The organism is Nocardia sp. NPDC052112 (assembly GCF_040680135.1).
Taxonomy (GTDB): Bacteria; Actinomycetota; Actinomycetes; order Mycobacteriales; family Mycobacteriaceae; genus Nocardia.
In genome coordinates, this window is the sequence record NZ_JBFAWD010000006.1 from 265,368 (window position 1) to 281,501 (window position 16,134).

Genomic DNA, 16,134 nt, shown 5'->3' on the forward strand with positions numbered 1-16,134 from the left:
CCTCGGCATCACCGCGCGTTCCGGCGATTGCGGCCGGGTAGCCAATCGGCATCCACGTTGCGACCCACCAGATCTTGCCGAGAGGTTGACGGTGAAGATGAAGGGGTCGCGCAGACGCTGGGTTTGACCTCGAGTTCGACCGACTCTCCGTCTGGGGATCTCCGCCAGCGAGCTCTCTTATGCGCCAAGCTTCCTGGCGGGTCCGATGAGTGCTGCGCGGGCTCCGCGCTGGCCGTTGTTACTGCATCGGGAGCGGCTACCAGTACTGATGCTGTTTTCCGTCGGTGTCGGCGATGAAGATGACCGCGTCGGCGCCGGTCAAGTCTGTTGGGTTGAGCGGGATGTGGCCGCGCACGATCGGTTTGCCCGTGCCGACCGATGGGGGAAGTGCGGCGCGCAGAGCCGGTGTCGGGAATAGGGCGCGCCGGGTGGTCGCCTCGGCCAACAGGTTTTGGAGGGTGCCCGGATCGGTGTCGGGGCTGGCGTCGGTTGCCAGGAATACGTACCGCTCGCCGAGGGTGAGCCCGACGAGCGCACCGGCGCTGGCCCAGTTCATATCGTCCGCGCCGACCGACAGTTGGGCACGCTGCAGGTGCGCGTTGTGCGCGAACAGCAGGCTCGGTCCGCGCCGCTGCTCCTGGGTAACGATCGCGAGCAGGTTGTCGGCGATCATTTCGGCGCGCAGGCTGAGCAAGATCGCGATGCGATCGGGCGCGGTACCGGCCATCGCCGCGTGATAGCGCAACAGGCCCTGGGCGGTTCGCGCGTGCGCGCGGGCGTGGTCGTAGCCGTTCGGGTCGGCGGGGCGCAGGCCGGGGGCGGCGCGGCGCAGCGCGCTGGCGAGGTCATCGGCGACGATACGCAGGGCGCGGGCGTGATCGGAGTCGCCGATCGATGCCGCCGGGTCGAACATGGCCGCCTCGTTCGTCCAGTCCGTGTCTTCGCCCAGTAGAGCGTCGAGGTCGTGGACCGTCCCCGGCCGCAGCGGTTCGGGCAGGTACTCGACGACCGCGGACAGTGCGCGTCGGGGGCTCGGTGCGGCGGCGTACTCCAGTGGTGCCTCGCAACCGTAAAAGCGGACTCGATCCCGCGGTGCGCGACCGGCATTGTGCGCGCGGAGCCATTCGACGAGTTCGCGGTTGCCCGGCACGGCTCCGAACCCGTGGCTGAACCCGGTCGCGAGCACCTTGTCGAGCTCCGCCGTTGCCCCGGCCACGTAGTCGTCGACAACGGACGCGGCGAAGAAATCCGTTTCCAACACGATCGACCGGTACCCGCGTTCGACGAGGTGACCGAGGAGTTCGTTGCGCAGCAACGGGAAGGCCTCGATCCCGTGTGTCGGCTCGCCGAGGGCGAGCAGGGTCGGCGGCCGGGTCCGCGTGGCGAGCAGTTCGTCGACGGCACGGCCCAGGCCGGCAGGATCGTCGAGTTGGCGGCCGATCTCGCGCAAGGATGCGGCAGTGGACATGAAAAGCCCTTCCGATAGGAACTGACCTCGACACTATCGTTGAAGGATCGAGTGAAACTTATGTGACTTCAACATGCGTCTTCGGGTAGAAAAGCCTCAAAGGAGGTTCAAGTTGCGACCCATCGATCTCGCCCGGGAACACGGGTTGTCCGCGCAGGCGGTCCGCAACTACGACGACGCGGGCATCCTCCCGCCGACCGTGCGCACCGAGACCGGCTACCGGCGCTACACGCCCCTGCACGCACAGGCGCTACGCGCCTTCCTCGCGTTGCGCGGTGGCCATGGGCACCAGCAGGCGCTGGAGATCATGCGCGCGACCAACCGCGGCGACAGCGAGTCCGCCTACCGGCTCATCGACGCCGCACACGTCGCGCTGCTCACCGAACGCAACACCCGCACCGAGGTCGCAACCGCACTGGGCAGCCTGTCCACCACGGCACCGACCCCGCTCCGCGGCCGACCGCTGACCGTGGGCGAACTCGCGCGCCGACTCGGCGTGCACCCGGCCACACTGCGTACCTGGGAGGCCGCGGGCATCCTCGACCCCGAACGCGACCAGGCAACGGGTTACCGCCGGTACGGACCGGACTGCGTGCGCGACGCCGAGATTGTCCGACAGCTGCGCCGCGGCGGGTACCTGCTGCACCAGGTCGCGCAGTTCATCGAGTCGCTGCGCGAGGCGGGCGGGACAGACGCGTTGACCGCCTTCCTCGACTCCTGGCAGGACCGGCTGCGCACGCGCAGCCGCAACCTTCTCACCGGCGCGGCCCAGTTGGATACCTACCTCACCATGCTCGATCAGACGTAGCAGGGGGTCTTGCCGCATGCCCACCGAAACTTGAAACACCAGTAGGCATGCTTGACTCGTTCCAGAAAACGGACGAGACTCCTGGACGTGCCCACGGACACGGAATTCCAGCAGATGCTGCGGGGAGTTTCGCTTCGCGTGACCGCTCCGCGTATTGCGATTTTGAGTGCGGTGCACGAACATCCGCACGCCGACACGGATTCGATCATCCGCGCCGTCCGATCTCGGCTGTCAGCAGTGTCGCACCAGGCGGTGTACGACTCGTTGCGCGTGCTCACCGCCGCAGGCCTGCTTCGATGCATTCAGCCGTCCGGCTCGGTCGCGCGGTACGAAACACGGGTCGGTGACAATCACCATCACGTCGTATGCCGGACGTGCGGATCGATCGCCGATGTCGACTGTGCGGTCGGCGAGGCCCCGTGCTTGACCGCGACCGACGACCGCGGCTTCGCCATCGACGAGGCCGAGGTCATCTATTGGGGCCAGTGTCCCGACTGCGCCGCATCGCCCGCCGTTTGATCACGTCCTGAACGCAGCCGCATATCCATTTCAGGAAGGAATGTCATGACATCCGATAGCCGCCCCCTCGCTCCTGAGACCGGAATTCGAATCGCGAGCGAGAGCGAGAACCCGGCCATCCCGTCCCCGACTCCGCAGACCGAGCATCGCCCCCACACCAACAAGGACTGGTGGCCCGAGCAGATCGATGTCTCGGTGCTGCACGCACATTCGTCCAAGGCCAACCCGCTGGGCGAGGATTTCAACTATGCCGCAGAGTTCAACAAGCTCGATGTCGACGCTTTGAAGGCCGATGTCGCCGCAATCCTGACCGACTCGCAGGACTGGTGGCCCGCGGACTACGGCAACTACGGTGGCCTGTTCATCCGGATGAGCTGGCATGCGGCGGGCACATACCGAATCGCTGACGGTCGCGGTGGCGGCGGTCAGGGAGCGCAGCGCTTCGCACCGCTCAACAGCTGGCCGGACAACGCAAGTCTGGACAAGGCTCGTCGGCTGCTGTGGCCGGTCAAGCAGAAGTACGGCAATAAGATCTCCTGGGCCGACCTATTGGTGTTCGCGGGCAATGTCGCTCTCGATTCGATGGGTTTCCAAACCTTCGGCTTCGGTTTCGGCCGCCCAGATATCTGGGAGCCGGAAGAGGTGTACTGGGGCCCGGAGGACACCTGGCTCGGCGATGAGCGCTACAGCGGTGACCGGGATCTGGCGAAACCATTCGGTGCGGTCCAGATGGGCCTGATCTACGTGAATCCGGAAGGGCCCAACGGCCGGCCGGATCCGGTGGCCGCCGCGCGGGACATCCGAGAGACGTTCGGCCGCATGGCGATGAACGACGAGGAGACGGCCGCACTGATCGTCGGCGGCCACAGTTTCGGCAAGACCCACGGTGCGGGTGATGCCGACCTGGTCGGTCCCGAACCCGAAGCAGCCCCGCTCGAGCAGCAGGGCCTGGGCTGGAAGAGTGCCTACGGTACCGGCAAGGGCAAGGACGCCATCACCAGCGGTATCGAGGTCGTATGGACTGCCACTCCGACCAAGTGGGACAACGGCTTCCTGAAGAATCTGTACGGCTACGAGTGGGAGCTGACCAAGAGCCCGGCCGGGGCGTGGCAGTACAAGCCGAAGGACGGTGCGGGCGAGGGAGCTATTCCGGATCCGTTCGGCGGGCCCGCCCGAACCCCGACCATGCTGACTACCGATCTGTCGCTGCGGGAAGATCCGATCTATCGGGAGATCACCCGCCGCTGGCTGGATCACCCGGAGGAGTTGTCCGAGGCGTTCGCCAAGGCGTGGTACAAGCTGCTGCACCGGGATATGGGACCGCGCAGCCGCTACCTCGGGCCATGGGTTCCCGAGCCGCAGCTGTGGCAGGATCCGGTTCCGGCCGTCGATCACGAACTGGTCGACGAACAGGACGTCGCGGCGCTGAAGCGAAACATCCTCGACTCCGGGCTCTCGGTCGCGCAGTTGGTCAGGACCGCATGGGCGGCGGCCGCGAGCTACCGCAGCACCGACAAGCGCGGCGGTGCCAACGGTGCCCGGATTCGGCTTGCGCCTCAAAAGGATTGGGAGGTCAACGAACCCGCCGAGCTGGCGAAGGTACTGCCTGTGCTCGAGCAGATCCAGCAGGAGTTCAACGGTTCGGCCGCCGGCGGCAAGAAGGTGTCGCTGGCCGACCTGATCATCCTCGCCGGGTCCGCGGCGATCGAGAAGGCGGCCAAGGACGCCGGCCACGACATCACGGTGCCGTTCGCACCCGGACGGACCGACGCCACGCAGGAGAACACCGATGTGGAATCGTTCGCGGTGCTCGAACCGCGAGCGGACGGGTTTCGTAATTACGCGCGGTCCGGCGAGAAGGCCCCGCTGGAGCGTCTGCTGCTCGACCGGGCGTACATGCTCGACGTGACGGCTCCGGAGCTGACGGTACTGGTCGGCGGCCTGCGCGCCCTTGGCGCGAACTACGGGCGCAGTAAGCACGGTGTGCTCACCGAGCGTCCGGGCCTGCTGACGAATGATTTCTTCGTCAATCTGCTCGACATGCGCACGGAGTGGAAGGCGTCCGAGTCGGCGGAAAATGTCTACGAAGGCTTCGACCGGTCCTCGGGCCAGTCCAAGTGGACGGCCACCGCCAATGACCTCATCTTCGGCTCGCACTCGGTGCTGCGCTCGGTCGCCGAGGTCTATGCGCAGCAGGACGGCGCGGAGAGGTTCGTGAACGACTTCGTCGCCGCGTGGGTGAAGGTGGTCGACAACGACCGGTTCGACCTCGCCTGATCTCGATCGGGCCCCATCGGGAGATTCGATGGGGCCCACCAGCCCGCGCTCCTAGCCTTCCGGGTAGAAGACGAACAGCGTGCAACCGGTCGTGGTTGTCGGAACATGCCAGGATCCGGCCGGGGCGTGCAGAAAAGTTCCGGCCGGGTAATCGCGCGCGCCGTCGTTGAACGTGCCCGCGACCACGTAGACCTCCTCCGGTCCCGGCTCGTGGACATCGCGGTGCGGCCATGACGTGCCCGGATCCATCTCCAGCACGTTGGCGTGCGCGCCGGAGGACCCTGTCCACAGTGGGCGGACCCGGATCCCGGGGAACAGCTCACGCACGGGTGATCGATCGACGGAGGCGGAGGTGTAACCCGCTTGGGAGAGGATCTCGTGGTGCATGGTTGTCACGGTGCCGTGCGCGACCGTCGGGGGGAAGTGTCGAGTAAGACACCATGGGGTACTTTCTTGCCATGCATCGCGTCATCGCCTTGGTGCGGCCGGTGCAGTCGACATTCGAACTCGGCTGTGCCGTCGAGGTTTTCGGCACCACGCGGTCCGGCGTGCCGCAGCACTACCAGTTCGAGGTGTGCGCGGAGACACCCGGACCGGTGCCGACGACGGCCGGGTACGCGATCGCGGTGACGCACGACCTCACGGCTCTCGCATCCGCGGACACCGTCCTCATTCCCGGCTGGGCGCCGGTCGAGACGCCGCTGTCACCACGCGTACGCGACGCACTGTTGCGTGCGCACGCTCGTGGGGCGCGTCTCGTCACGATCTGCTCCGGGGTATTCGCGCTGGCCCGCACCGGGCTGCTGGACGGCCGCTCGGCCACCACGCACTGGGCGCGCGCAGCCCAACTGCAGCAGGAGTTCCCCGAGATACGGGTGGAACCGGACAGGCTCTATGTGGACCATGGCGATGTCGCGACCAGCGCCGGCGCGGGCGCGGGTATCGACTTGTGCCTGCATCTGGTCAGTCGGGACCACGGTGCCGCGCATGCCGCCCTGCTGGCCCGACACATGGTGATGCCGCTGCATCGCGACGGTGGCCAGACGCAATACGCTCCGACCGCACGGCCCACGGACGCACTGGACGGGCTCCTCGAATGGGCCGGCGCGCGCCTGGGGACACCGTTGTCGGTGCGCGACCTGGCCGCACACGCCAATGTCTCGCCCCGCACACTGGCCCGACGCTTCGCCGATCAACTCGGCACCAGTCCGGGCACATGGTTGCTGTCGCGTCGGGTGGCCGAGGCGCGCATCCTGCTGGAACAGACGGACCTACCGGTCGAGGCCATCGCGGGCCGCGTCGGCCTCACTTCGGCGGTCAACCTGCGTCGCCGCTTCCGCGCTCAGGTCGGCACAACCCCGGGCGCGTATCGACGGGCGTTCCGGACCTCGTGATGTCAGCGGCGTCTGGTATTCCACGCTTCGGCGGCCTCGGGGTCGGCCTCGGCCCATGCCGCGATCATCTCTGCTGTCATGGCGATGGCCTGTCGGCGCTCGTGGCCGTCGACCTCCAGTGCCGAGGCGCGCAGCACGGCGCGAAACCGGTGTTGATCAGTACGAAAGTTGCCACATCGTATTCGTGGTCGTCACCGGGACCGGCGATCTGGATCACCAAAACCTCGGCGGTCGAGGCGCTGATCGTCCAGATCACCGGCCCAGGTGCGGATCGCCGAAACGACCCGATGGCCGCCATGCTGCTCAACACCATGTTCGCGGCGGCGGTGCGCTCGAACACCACCGCGAGCGTCGTGGTGAATACATCGCCACGACTTCACAAATGATCACCGCATGGATCCGAACGAAACTCGATCCCAGCACGGCCTGAATTGCCACTCGATCCCAGCGGTCCGGTCACGCCTGTTTCGACGCCAGTTCGATCACGGTGATATCGGAAGGGGCACCGACCCGGACCGGCGGTCCCCACGCACCCGCGCCGCGCGTGACATAGAGTTGGGTGTCACCGTAGCGCTCCAGGCCTGCGACGGTCGGATTGGCCAGGCCCGCAACTAAATTGCCGGGCCATAGCTGACCGCCGTGGGTATGGCCGGACAGTTGCAGATCGACACCGAATTCGACCGCATCGTGGATCTGCACGGGCTGATGCGCCAGCAAAACCGCGGTGCGCGCGAGATCACGGTCGCCGAGCGCGGCGGCGAAATCCGGCCCCTGCCCGATGCGTTCGCCTTGAATATCGTTGACACCGGCCAGGTCGAAATGCGGTAGCTCGGCGCGGCTGTTCGCCAGCAATCGCAATCCGAGTTCCTGCACCTGCTCGATCCACTGCTCGGCACCGGAGAAGTATTCGTGGTTGCCGGTGACGAAATAGGCGCCCTGTCGCGCCCGCAATCGCGACAGCGGCTCGACTGCCGAGCGCAGATGTTCGACGCTGCCATCGACCAGATCGCCCACCACGGCAATGAGATCCGGCTGCGTGCCGTTGATCGTCTCGACCACTCGCTCGGCGAACCCGCGACCCAGAATCGGACCGAGATGGATATCGCTGACCACGGCGATCCGGAAACCGTGTGCGGCACGCGGCAGATTGGCCAGCGGCACCGTCAACTGCTTCACTCGCGGTCCCGCCAGCACGTTGTGGGTGCCGTAGCCGACGGTGGCAACCGCAGCCAGCGTCGTCGCGGCGCCGACCGAGCGAGCGACGAACAGCCGCCGGGAAACCGGTGCGGGCTGGTCTCGCGGCGGGGGCTCGATTGCCGAGAACCGCACGTCCTCGGACCCGCTCGAACGCGTAATCCAGCGCCGGAAAAGCGGCCGAATCAGCTCACCGGCCAATAGCCACAGCACGAGGTAGAGGAACAGCGCACCCCACAGATAGCCGGGCCAGGCGATGATTCGCGTGAGGAGGAACGGAACTCCGGCTGATTCGGATCCGAATGCGCCGATCAACAGCACCGTCCCGGCGACGATAACCCCCGTCCCCACCCAGCGGGCGGTCGATCCGCGCACCGTTGTATCCCGCACCAGCCGCCGCCACAGATACCAGTGCACGCCGACCACGCCCAGCGCGACTATTCCCGCGCCGACGACGACTCCCACGACCGCGATCACCACGTCCACGGCAGCACTCTATGTCCAGTCGAGGTCGACGAGACCCCCTCGGCTGGCGACAGGTCTCATCCGCCACGCCACACACTGATCTACGGTATGACTACGTAGTAACAAGTCGAGCCAGCTACCCTTGGATATCAGAGATGTCCAGTTTTTTTGATGAGGGAGTCGGCATCGTGCGTGGATTCGGGGATTTGGAGGCGGTGATCATGGACCGCATTTGGGATCGGGACGCGGAGACCACAACGGTCCGCGAAATCTTCGACGAACTGGCCGTTGAACGCGGTATTGCCTACACCACGGTCATGTCGACCATGGACAATTTGCACCGCAAGGGCTGGCTGGCGCGCGAACGCGCGGGTAAGGCATATCGATATTGGCCGACACTCACCCGCGAGGAACACAGCGCGCGACTGATGCTCGAGGCCCTCGGCTCGGGCGGTCGCTCGGATCTGGTGCTCAGCCATTTCGTCGATCGGATCAGTGAGGAGGAGTCGGCAGGACTGCGTGCCGCGCTGCGTCGGCTGACCTCGCGCAAAACGCCAGAGGCGCCGTGAACGTAGCCGTCAGCCTGATGATCTACGGCAGCATGGTGGCCACGTTCGGCCCGACCGTGTTGCGCAGACTCACCCGGCGCGGCGTCGCGCCCCGACTCGGGGTGCTCGCCTGGCTGGTCGCGATCGCGGGCGCACTGGGTGCGTGGGCCATTGCGGCCGGCATTCTGATCGTCGAATTCGCCACCTACTGGCATCCCGCCGATACGCTGCACGACTGCTACACCGCACTGGCCACGCCGGTGCATCTGCACGGCGGCCTGCTGGTCCAATTGGGCACCCTGACCTGCGCGGCCCTGGTCGCCGCAGGGCTGCTCGGCATCTCGGCGCATGCCGCACGGGCGATGCTGTTCATGCGACGCAAAACCATCGCACACGGGCGGGCCGTTCGCATGGTCGGTCGACACGTGCCCGGCGTCGGTGCGGTGGTGCTGGATTCGCCGGAACGCCAAGCCTATTGCGTGGCCGGACGGCCCGACACCATCGTGGTCACCAGCGCGGCCGTGGACGCGCTGACCGAGCAGCAGCTCGCCGCGGTGCTCGCCCACGAGCACGCACATCTGGACGAGCGGCATGCCGGACTGCTCCGATTCCTGCGTGGTATCGCGATCACACTGCCCGGCATGCGTCTGGCGACCGACGGCGTGCACGAAATCGGCCGACTACTCGAGATGTGTGCCGACGATACGGCGGCGCGCACGCACGGCCGGGAGCCGCTGCTCGGAGGTCTGCTCGCGATCGTCGGCGCGACCGAACCGCTTCCGGCGGGCGCGTTGAGCGCCGCGGCCACCGCCGTACTGGTTCGAGCCGAGCGGTTGGTCGCACCGGTCGGTGCGGTTCGGCGCGCGACGAACCGCACCGCATTGCTCGCCGTGATGGCGGCAACGGTGGTGGGGCTACTCGAGATTGCGGTCGGAGTACTGTTCTGCAGCACAGTGCTGGGGTGAATCCGGCACTGCACCGGAGCCGGTAAGGGGTCCGGTCCGGCGGCAGAACAGCGGAGGGGATAGGTGCACCTCACCTGGGATCAGGTTTTCGCTTGGCGACTACGCAGGCAGTTCGTCACCGCACCTGACGATGTCGGGGTCACCGAGATCGTCGGGCGGCTGTGCGGTGTGCAGGCCCAAGTGACCGCGGCCGCGGATCTCGCGGTGGCGCTGCGGCGCAGAAAACCCGATCCAGGTGCGCTACTACCGGAACTGGCAGCGGGCAGCCTGATGAAAACCTGGGCCATGCGCGGAACTCTGCACGCGCTCGCCCCCGATATGGCGGCCGCGATCCTGTCCTTGATCGGCTCCGCTCGCACCTGGGAAAAGCCGGCCTGGCAGCGCACATTCGGGGCGTCGCCGGCGGAGGTCGCGGCATTGGCCGATGCGGTGGCGCGGGTGCTCGACGGCGTGGTGCTCAGCCGGGACGAATTGGTCGACGCGTTGCTCACCGACCCTGCATTCCATCGGCTCGGCGCGGAATTGCGCTCTGGGTGGGGTGCGCTGCTCAAGCCGCTGGCTTGGCAGGGGGCGTTGTGTCACGGTCCGGCGCACACCGATCGTGCGGTGTTTCCACTTTTCCCGAGGGGATCCTGCCGCCTGTTGCGCCGCAGCCGGTTTCGGCATCCGGGCGCTGAGCCCGATCAGTCCGGCGACTACCGCGACGGCGGCGGTGACGTGCCCGCCGGTGCAGGCCGTGCACGAATCCACGCTGATCGAACCGGTCTGCGCCGAACGCGGAGAGCGGGTGACCTGCGCCCTGTCGACGGTCCGGGCGCGGCGGGCGGGCGCTCCATCCTGCCCGCCGACCTCCAGCACGCCCACTGATCGATACGTCTATTAGGCTGCGGCGGTGGCGGATGGGCGAGTGCGCAAGCTGATCGACACGGTCGCGTGGGTACGCATCGAGGGCGGCCGCATCCTGTGTGCGCGCCCCAAGGGCAAGGACATCTTCTACATTCCGGGCGGGAAACGCGAGGGCGCTGAATCCGATCTGCAGACGCTACTGCGCGAGATCGAAGAGGAGTTGACCGTCGCACTGCTTCCGGAAACCGTCGCCCACGTCGGCACCTACGAGGCCGCACTGCACGGACCGGCCAGTGATGTGGTTGTTCGGATGAGCTGCTATACCGCCGACTATCGCGGCACCCTCGTGGCCAGCAGCGAGATCGAAGAGGTCGCATGGTTCCGTTACGCGGATCGCGCGCTGGTGCCGCCGGTTGATCAGCTGCTGTTCGACGACCTCGTCGATGCGGGCCGATTGGCCTGAGGTGCCCGCGTCCGCGCCGCGGGGGATACGGTCGATGGCATGACCACGGTTCGCTCACTGTTGCGTTGGGCCGCATACGCGTTGGTTGCGCCCGTGATCGGCCTCGGCCCCATCGCGAGCCGATTCCGGGTCCCGCGCCGACTGCTCGGCATCTTCATCGCACCGCGAGATCGTCTGGCAGTGCGCGCGACTGCGCATTCGGTGCTTGCCGGCGTGCTCGGCGTGCTGACCTGGTTTCTGGCCTTCCTGGCGGCTATCGCCGCGGTGCGCGGAATCGGCTATCCGCTCATCGCGGACAACGATCTCGAACACTCATGGGGTGGTCCGACGCTGGCCGGAGCCTGGGCGGTACACGCACTGCTCGGGGTCGGGCTACTACCCGCCTGGGGCCTGGTACTGGCCGGACTCGGTGCGGTGCAGGTGCGCCTGACCCGCCGGTTGCTCGGAAGATATGGCCCGTGGTGGCCGATTCCGGTATCGCTGCTGCTGGCCGCCGGTGGCGTGCTGCTGTTCATCGCCTGGTTGCGTCAAGTCTGAGTCGGCGAATGGTGTTGCAGCGGATGCAACACAATCTTTCGAGCCGACTCCGATCGATCGCCGACTCCAGATCTGCGAATAGTGGCGTCCGCTACGGCTAAAACGAACGTTCATTCCTTGACAGGGCCTGCCCGTCCTCCAGGGCTTCGTCCTGACCACCGCCTGGTCGACTACCGCCCGACCACCCGAAACCGAATGGCGCGCACCGTCCCGTAGCGGCGCGAAATCGCTGGTCGTGCGCTCGTCCTCGGTGGCAGAGGACGGCGCCGAAGAATCCATGGCGGGCTTGTTCAGCTCGGTCCTGGATGCGCGACTGGCCCGGATTCCAGGAAGCCGTCGACGAGGTCCTCGCCTCCGGCGGCGATATCGCGCCCATGGCGGTACTCGTGCAGCCCTACCTCGACGCGGTCTGGGGTGGGGTTGATCTTCACCGCGGATCCGGTCACCGGCCGCACCGTGCTGGCCGTCCTCGACAATGCCCGGACCACACTGACCGCCCTGCACGGCTACGAGGCATTGGCCGGAATGCTGGCCGAGCGCGGCGAATCCGCCCCGACCGCCGCGTCCATGGCACTGACCGCCATGTCTCGCGCACGCACCCAGGGTATTTCGGCGGACCGAATCATCGAGGAACTTCCGGTTGTGCTGGCACTGATACCGCCGCAGGAAATTCCGCACCGACCGCAATGCCGAGAACACCCGTGCCATCGTCCGTTTCGACGCCGAGACCTTCGTCGGCTGCCTCAACGACTGGAAGGTCGACGGCATCACCGGCCACCACATCAGCACCCGGCTGGAATACCGGTAGCCGCGATCAGGTGGCGACCGGAGCCCGCCCCGCCCGTTCGATGAGGTGTTGCACCAGGCTCAGCAGCACCTCCTTGGCGGAGGCGCGGTCCCGGGCATCGCACAGCATGACCGGGATGTGGTCGTCGAGATCGAGCGCGTCGCGGACCTCGTCGACGGTGTAGACCGGTGCACCGTCGAAGCAGTTCACCGCGACCAGGAAAGCCAGCCCGCGCCGTTCGAAGAAGTCCACTGCGGCAAAGGAATTGCTGAGCCGTCGGGTGTCGGCGATGACGACCGCGCCCAGTGCGCCGCGTGAGAGTTCGTCCCAGAGGAACCAGAACCGGTCCTGGCCAGGCGTGCCGAACAGGTAGAGCACCAGGTCGCGGTCGATGGTGATACGGCCGAAGTCCAGTGCGACCGTTGTCGTGGTCTTCTGTTCGACGCCGGACAGGTCGTCGACGCCGGTGCTGACCTCGGTGATCAACTCCTCGGTGCGCAATGGGGCGACCTCGCTGATCGCCGACACCATGGTTGTCTTGCCGACGCCGAAACCACCGGCGATGAGAATTTTGACCGAGGCGGCCAGCTGCGGTGTCGCACCGGGTCGGGTCGGGTCAAAGCTTTCGGATGCCATCCAGTACCGCTCGCAATATGTTGAGATCGCCGGGACCCGCCTCCGGCTGCACCGGAGCCCGGAAGATCAAGTGGCCCTCGCCGATCAGATCGCCGACGAGAATCTTGGTCACCGCCAAGGGAAGTTTCAGATAGGACGCCACTTCGGCGACCGATTGCGGTGCGCGGCACAGCCGCACGATATCCGCGTATTCCGGATCGGTCCGCCGCAGGGTACGCGGCGGATCGGCCGTGACGACCACGGTGAGCATGTCCAGATCATGGCCTGCTCCCATCACCCGCCCGCGAGTGACCGCATAAGGCCGGACCAGCGGACCGGCCTCTTCGTCGAACCATTGCCCACCGCTATGTGTCATGGTAAACGCGCTGGGGTGGATAGATAGGTGCCGACGCGTTGGACGGTGACATTCATTTCGTAGGCCACCATCCCGAGATTGGCCGATTCGGCCGCCTGCAGTGCCAGGCAGGCATTGTCACCTGCGGAGGTCACGAACAGTACCGCACGATCGAGTTCGATCACCGCCTGGCGGACCCCGCCGCCGTCGAAGCGGCTGCCCGCACTGCGGGCCAGACCATAGAGCGTGGAGGACATGGCGGCGAAATGTTCGGCGTCCTCGCGGGTCATCGCGGTGGAGCGGCCTAGCAGCAGGCCGTCGGTGGACAGCACGACCGCATAGCGCACGCCGGCCAGTCGATCGACGAGATCGTCGAGCAGCCAGTTGAGATCACCGGGGCTGGAAGAAGTCACCGTTGCCTTCCTGTTCATCCGAGTGTTTACCGCTCGGTCCCTGAAATGTGCCGAATTGCTCGGCGGCCGCCACCTCGGGCAGCACGGCATCGGGGACGGCGCGGCGGCCCTGCCTGGTCCCGTTCTCGATGGCGGACATCAGATCTCGGGCCTGCTCCGCCGAACGCTCCCGCTCCGGCGGCTGCTGCGCTTCGGGCTCGGCCGAGGTCGGCTGCGCCAATTGCGGTGCGATACTGGCCTGCCGGTTCCGGCGCGGCAGCGCGGGCCTCGTGTCCGCCGCGGTGGGCTGCGGCGCCTCGAACGCGGGGCGCGGTGCCGGTGCCTCGACGGTGGGCGGTGCCAGCGGCGGCGCGGTGAGCACCGTGGACTCGGTGTCGGCGCCACCGTAGGGGGAGGATTCCACGAACGGGACCGGATGCCGACGTCGGCGTGCCGATTCCAGCGGCTCGGAACCCGCTGTCAGGGCGGCTTGTTCATCGGCGAGTAGGACCGACGGGATGAGCACGATGGCGCGGATGCCGCCGTAGTCGGACTCCGACAGCCGGATCGAGACCCCGTGCCGGTGGGCCAGCTGCGCGACCACGAACAGGCCGAGCCGGGAATCCGAAGACAATGCCGCCACGCCGAAATCCGGTGGATTGCGCAGCATCTCGTTCACGCGGGCGATTTCGGACTCCGTCATGCCCATGCCCTGGTCGCTGATCTCGACGACCACGCCCTTGCCGACCACATTGCCGCTCACCTCGACCCGCGACTGGGGCGGTGAGAACGAGGTCGCGTTGTCCACCAGTTCGGCGAGCAGATGGATGAGGTCGGCCACCACCGTGCCGAGCACATGGGTTTCGGGCAGCCGGGAGACGCGCACCCTGGCGTAGTCGAGGGTCTCGCCGACCGCGCTGCGCACCAGATCGATGAGCGGTACCGGGTTGCGCCACTGACGGCCCGGCTGACCGCCACCGAGGATGATCAGGTTCTCGGCATTGCGGCGTTCCCTGGTGGCGAGGTGATCGAGCCGGAACAGGGTGTCCAGCAGGGCCGGATCCTCTTGGCGCTCTTCTGCCTTGTCGAGGATCTCCAGTTGCCGGTGCACCACGATCTGGCTGCGGTGCGCGATATTCAGGAAGACCGCCTTGACACCCTCACGGGTGCGGGCCTCGGTCACCGCGCCCGCCACGGCCGCGGCATGCGCGTGCTGGAAGGCCTTGGCTACCTGGCCGATTTCGTCGTGACCGTAATCCAGTTCCGCGGATTCGGCGGCCGGATCGATGAGTTCACCTTCGCTGAGCCTGCGCATCAACTCGGGCAGCCGCTCATCGGCCAGCGCGAGGGTTTCGCCGCGAAGTCGTTTGAGCCTGTGGATGACTCGGTTGGCCAGCACGATCGCGATCACGAATGCCAGCAGGCTGACCACCACGACACCGCCACCGGCCCACGCGGATCGCGCGGTGGCAGCGGCGGCCTTGTCCTCGGCCAGCTTCTGCGAGTACTTGTTCTGGGCGATCCACACATCGATCAGCCCGCGGCTCACCTCGGCCGCCGCGTTGTGCCACTCTTGGGGGCTCAACGGCAGGGCGGGCGGCGTCGCCTGTTTGCCGGTGCCGCTCGACGAGCTGGAGGAACCGGATGAACTCGACGAGCCGGAGGTGCTGCTCGTTGTTGTCGTATTGTGTTGGGCCAGCGCGTTTTCCACAGCAGTCAGCTGTTGCCAGGCCTGGCTCGCCATCAGCGTGTGCAGGCTCTCCTGCTGCTTCGGGTCCAGTTCGCCCGCCAGATTGGCGGCCTCGGCGTGATAGAAGCCGATCTGGCGCAGGTACTCCTCGAGCGGGATGGGGGTCGGCCCGTTCGCATTGACGATCACGCCCCCGAGCGCGGTGCTGCGCGACATCGCCTCGGCCACCAGGAAAATCCGCATACCGTCGGCGATATGCACGCCGATCTCGGCATCCGGCGCGGTCTGCTCGGCGATCTCGGTGCCGAAGGCGATGATGTCGAGCAGCCGGTTGTAGAAGTTGTATGCGTCCGGGACCGGCAACGTGCCCGCATCGGTGAGCGTGCGGACCTGGTTCATCGACGTCGACAGTGTCATGAAGTTCGCGGCGTTGTCACCGATCTTCGAATCGTCCACCGCTCGCAGTCCGGCCGAGGCCTCGATCAGGCCCTTCAGCGCGCCGTCGAGGCGCATCCGGGCCACTCCGAGCGCGGGGGTGGCAGCCTCGTCGCCGGTCAGCGCCGACAGCGTCAGCTGACGTTCGCTCTGGACCGCCTCCAGCAATTCGCGGGTGGAGGGGATGGCCTGCTGATTCTGTGACGCCCAGTCCTTGGCCTTATTTCCCTCGGCAACCAGATATCCCGCCGCACCCACGCCGACCACGAGCAGAGTCAGGCTCGGCACGAGCGCGATCGCCAGAATCCGTGTTCGGACCCCGAGCCTCGCTCTGAACATCGCCATAATCTAAACCCGTTGTGATCATTTTGTTGCT

The 16,134-nt window shown here is 66.8% G+C and carries 19 protein-coding genes; 10 read left to right on the plus strand and 9 right to left on the minus strand.

Annotated elements, in window-relative coordinates; all coding sequences use genetic code 11:
• Positions 1-256 precede the first annotated feature (256 nt).
• Positions 257-1,468, minus strand: a complete 1,212-nt coding sequence (locus AB0L58_RS13865) for an erythromycin esterase family protein (protein ID WP_364386240.1) — start codon at positions 1,466-1,468, stop codon at positions 257-259.
• A 112-nt stretch (positions 1,469-1,580) separates the two neighbouring features.
• On the opposite strand from AB0L58_RS13865, the gene AB0L58_RS13870 reads away from it, so the two are divergent.
• The 3 genes from AB0L58_RS13870 (at position 1,581) to katG (ending at position 5,072) form a co-directional block, all read left to right on the plus strand.
• On the plus strand, positions 1,581-2,276 hold the full coding sequence (locus AB0L58_RS13870; RefSeq protein ID WP_364386242.1) for a MerR family transcriptional regulator: 696 nt from the start codon (positions 1,581-1,583) through the stop codon (positions 2,274-2,276).
• An 87-nt stretch (positions 2,277-2,363) separates the two neighbouring features.
• The gene (locus AB0L58_RS13875) at positions 2,364-2,795 is read left to right on the plus strand and encodes a Fur family transcriptional regulator (protein ID WP_364386244.1); all 432 of its coding nucleotides are present in this window, start codon (positions 2,364-2,366) and stop codon (positions 2,793-2,795) included.
• A 45-nt stretch (positions 2,796-2,840) separates the two neighbouring features.
• Positions 2,841-5,072: a catalase/peroxidase HPI gene (gene katG / locus AB0L58_RS13880; protein WP_364386246.1), complete on the plus strand. Its 2,232-nt coding sequence runs from the start codon at positions 2,841-2,843 to the stop codon at positions 5,070-5,072.
• A gap of 51 nt (positions 5,073-5,123) precedes the next feature.
• On the opposite strand, the gene AB0L58_RS13885 is transcribed toward katG, so the two are convergent.
• On the minus strand, positions 5,124-5,459 hold the full coding sequence (locus tag AB0L58_RS13885) for a cupin domain-containing protein (RefSeq protein WP_364386248.1): 336 nt from the start codon (positions 5,457-5,459) through the stop codon (positions 5,124-5,126).
• Positions 5,460-5,530: 71 nt separating this feature from the next.
• Between AB0L58_RS13885 and AB0L58_RS13890 the strand changes: the two genes are divergently transcribed.
• Entirely contained in the window at positions 5,531-6,466 is a 936-nt protein-coding gene (locus AB0L58_RS13890) for a helix-turn-helix domain-containing protein (protein WP_364386250.1), read from the plus strand.
• A gap of 2 nt (positions 6,467-6,468) precedes the next feature.
• On the opposite strand, the gene AB0L58_RS13895 is transcribed toward AB0L58_RS13890, so the two are convergent.
• Positions 6,469-6,603: a hypothetical protein gene (locus AB0L58_RS13895; protein WP_364386252.1), complete on the minus strand. Its 135-nt coding sequence runs from the start codon at positions 6,601-6,603 to the stop codon at positions 6,469-6,471.
• 12 nt (positions 6,604-6,615) lie between these two features.
• On the opposite strand from AB0L58_RS13895, the gene AB0L58_RS13900 reads away from it, so the two are divergent.
• Positions 6,616-6,852 carry a hypothetical protein gene (locus AB0L58_RS13900; protein WP_364386254.1) on the plus strand — a complete coding sequence of 79 codons (237 nt, stop codon included), beginning with the start codon at positions 6,616-6,618 and terminating at the stop codon, positions 6,850-6,852.
• Between the two features lie 70 nt (positions 6,853-6,922).
• On the opposite strand, the gene AB0L58_RS13905 is transcribed toward AB0L58_RS13900, so the two are convergent.
• Positions 6,923-8,146: a metallophosphoesterase gene (locus AB0L58_RS13905; protein WP_364386256.1), complete on the minus strand. Its 1,224-nt coding sequence runs from the start codon at positions 8,144-8,146 to the stop codon at positions 6,923-6,925.
• A 134-nt stretch (positions 8,147-8,280) separates the two neighbouring features.
• Between AB0L58_RS13905 and AB0L58_RS13910 the strand changes: the two genes are divergently transcribed.
• The 5 genes from AB0L58_RS13910 (at position 8,281) to AB0L58_RS13930 (ending at position 11,484) form a co-directional block, all read left to right on the plus strand.
• A complete protein-coding gene (locus tag AB0L58_RS13910; protein ID WP_364386258.1) occupies positions 8,281-8,694 on the plus strand; it encodes a BlaI/MecI/CopY family transcriptional regulator in 414 nt (137 codons plus the stop codon).
• The gene (locus tag AB0L58_RS13915; protein WP_364386260.1) at positions 8,691-9,638 is read left to right on the plus strand and encodes a M56 family metallopeptidase; all 948 of its coding nucleotides are present in this window, start codon (positions 8,691-8,693) and stop codon (positions 9,636-9,638) included. The genes AB0L58_RS13910 and AB0L58_RS13915 overlap by 4 nt, the downstream gene beginning before the upstream one ends.
• Positions 9,639-9,701: 63 nt before the next feature.
• On the plus strand, positions 9,702-10,505 hold the full coding sequence (locus AB0L58_RS13920; RefSeq protein ID WP_364386262.1) for a crosslink repair DNA glycosylase YcaQ family protein: 804 nt from the start codon (positions 9,702-9,704) through the stop codon (positions 10,503-10,505).
• A gap of 25 nt (positions 10,506-10,530) precedes the next feature.
• Complete coding sequence (locus AB0L58_RS13925; RefSeq protein WP_364386264.1) at positions 10,531-10,947, plus strand: NUDIX domain-containing protein; 417 nt, start codon at positions 10,531-10,533, stop codon at positions 10,945-10,947.
• A 39-nt stretch (positions 10,948-10,986) separates the two neighbouring features.
• Positions 10,987-11,484 carry a hypothetical protein gene (locus AB0L58_RS13930; RefSeq protein WP_364386266.1) on the plus strand — a complete coding sequence of 166 codons (498 nt, stop codon included), beginning with the start codon at positions 10,987-10,989 and terminating at the stop codon, positions 11,482-11,484.
• A 290-nt stretch (positions 11,485-11,774) separates the two neighbouring features.
• Here the strand turns inward: AB0L58_RS13930 and AB0L58_RS13935 are convergent, their stop codons facing one another.
• From AB0L58_RS13935 to AB0L58_RS13955, 5 genes are all read right to left on the minus strand, one after another.
• Positions 11,775-11,930, minus strand: a complete 156-nt coding sequence (locus AB0L58_RS13935) for a hypothetical protein (RefSeq protein ID WP_364386268.1) — start codon at positions 11,928-11,930, stop codon at positions 11,775-11,777.
• 368 nt (positions 11,931-12,298) lie between these two features.
• The gene (locus AB0L58_RS13940; protein ID WP_364386270.1) at positions 12,299-12,907 is read right to left on the minus strand and encodes an ATP/GTP-binding protein; all 609 of its coding nucleotides are present in this window, start codon (positions 12,905-12,907) and stop codon (positions 12,299-12,301) included.
• The gene (locus AB0L58_RS13945; protein WP_364386272.1) at positions 12,888-13,262 is read right to left on the minus strand and encodes a DUF742 domain-containing protein; all 375 of its coding nucleotides are present in this window, start codon (positions 13,260-13,262) and stop codon (positions 12,888-12,890) included. The genes AB0L58_RS13940 and AB0L58_RS13945 overlap by 20 nt, the downstream gene beginning before the upstream one ends.
• Positions 13,259-13,654: a roadblock/LC7 domain-containing protein gene (locus AB0L58_RS13950; protein WP_062982063.1), complete on the minus strand. Its 396-nt coding sequence runs from the start codon at positions 13,652-13,654 to the stop codon at positions 13,259-13,261. The genes AB0L58_RS13945 and AB0L58_RS13950 overlap by 4 nt, the downstream gene beginning before the upstream one ends.
• Positions 13,632-16,097: a nitrate- and nitrite sensing domain-containing protein gene (locus AB0L58_RS13955; RefSeq protein WP_364386274.1), complete on the minus strand. Its 2,466-nt coding sequence runs from the start codon at positions 16,095-16,097 to the stop codon at positions 13,632-13,634. Before AB0L58_RS13955 ends, AB0L58_RS13950 begins: the two co-directional genes overlap by 23 nt.
• Between the last annotated feature and the right edge of the window lie 37 nt (positions 16,098-16,134).

What these genes read in the sequence shown, in the direction of transcription:
- AB0L58_RS13910 (WP_364386258.1), top strand. Translation starts at nt 8,281, where the DNA reads ATGTCCAGTTTTTTTGATGAGGGAGTCGGCATCGTGCGTGGATTCGGG.
- AB0L58_RS13930 (WP_364386266.1), top strand. Translation starts at nt 10,987, where the DNA reads ATGACCACGGTTCGCTCACTGTTGCGTTGGGCCGCATACGCGTTGGTT.
- katG (WP_364386246.1), top strand. Translation starts at nt 2,841, where the DNA reads ATGACATCCGATAGCCGCCCCCTCGCTCCTGAGACCGGAATTCGAATC.
- AB0L58_RS13865 (WP_364386240.1), bottom strand. Translation starts at nt 1,468, where the DNA reads ATGTCCACTGCCGCATCCTTGCGCGAGATCGGCCGCCAACTCGACGAT.
- AB0L58_RS13890 (WP_364386250.1), top strand. Translation starts at nt 5,531, where the DNA reads ATGCATCGCGTCATCGCCTTGGTGCGGCCGGTGCAGTCGACATTCGAA.
- AB0L58_RS13955 (WP_364386274.1), bottom strand. Translation starts at nt 16,097, where the DNA reads ATGTTCAGAGCGAGGCTCGGGGTCCGAACACGGATTCTGGCGATCGCG.
- AB0L58_RS13945 (WP_364386272.1), bottom strand. Translation starts at nt 13,262, where the DNA reads ATGACACATAGCGGTGGGCAATGGTTCGACGAAGAGGCCGGTCCGCTG.
- AB0L58_RS13940 (WP_364386270.1), bottom strand. Translation starts at nt 12,907, where the DNA reads ATGGCATCCGAAAGCTTTGACCCGACCCGACCCGGTGCGACACCGCAG.
- AB0L58_RS13885 (WP_364386248.1), bottom strand. Translation starts at nt 5,459, where the DNA reads ATGCACCACGAGATCCTCTCCCAAGCGGGTTACACCTCCGCCTCCGTC.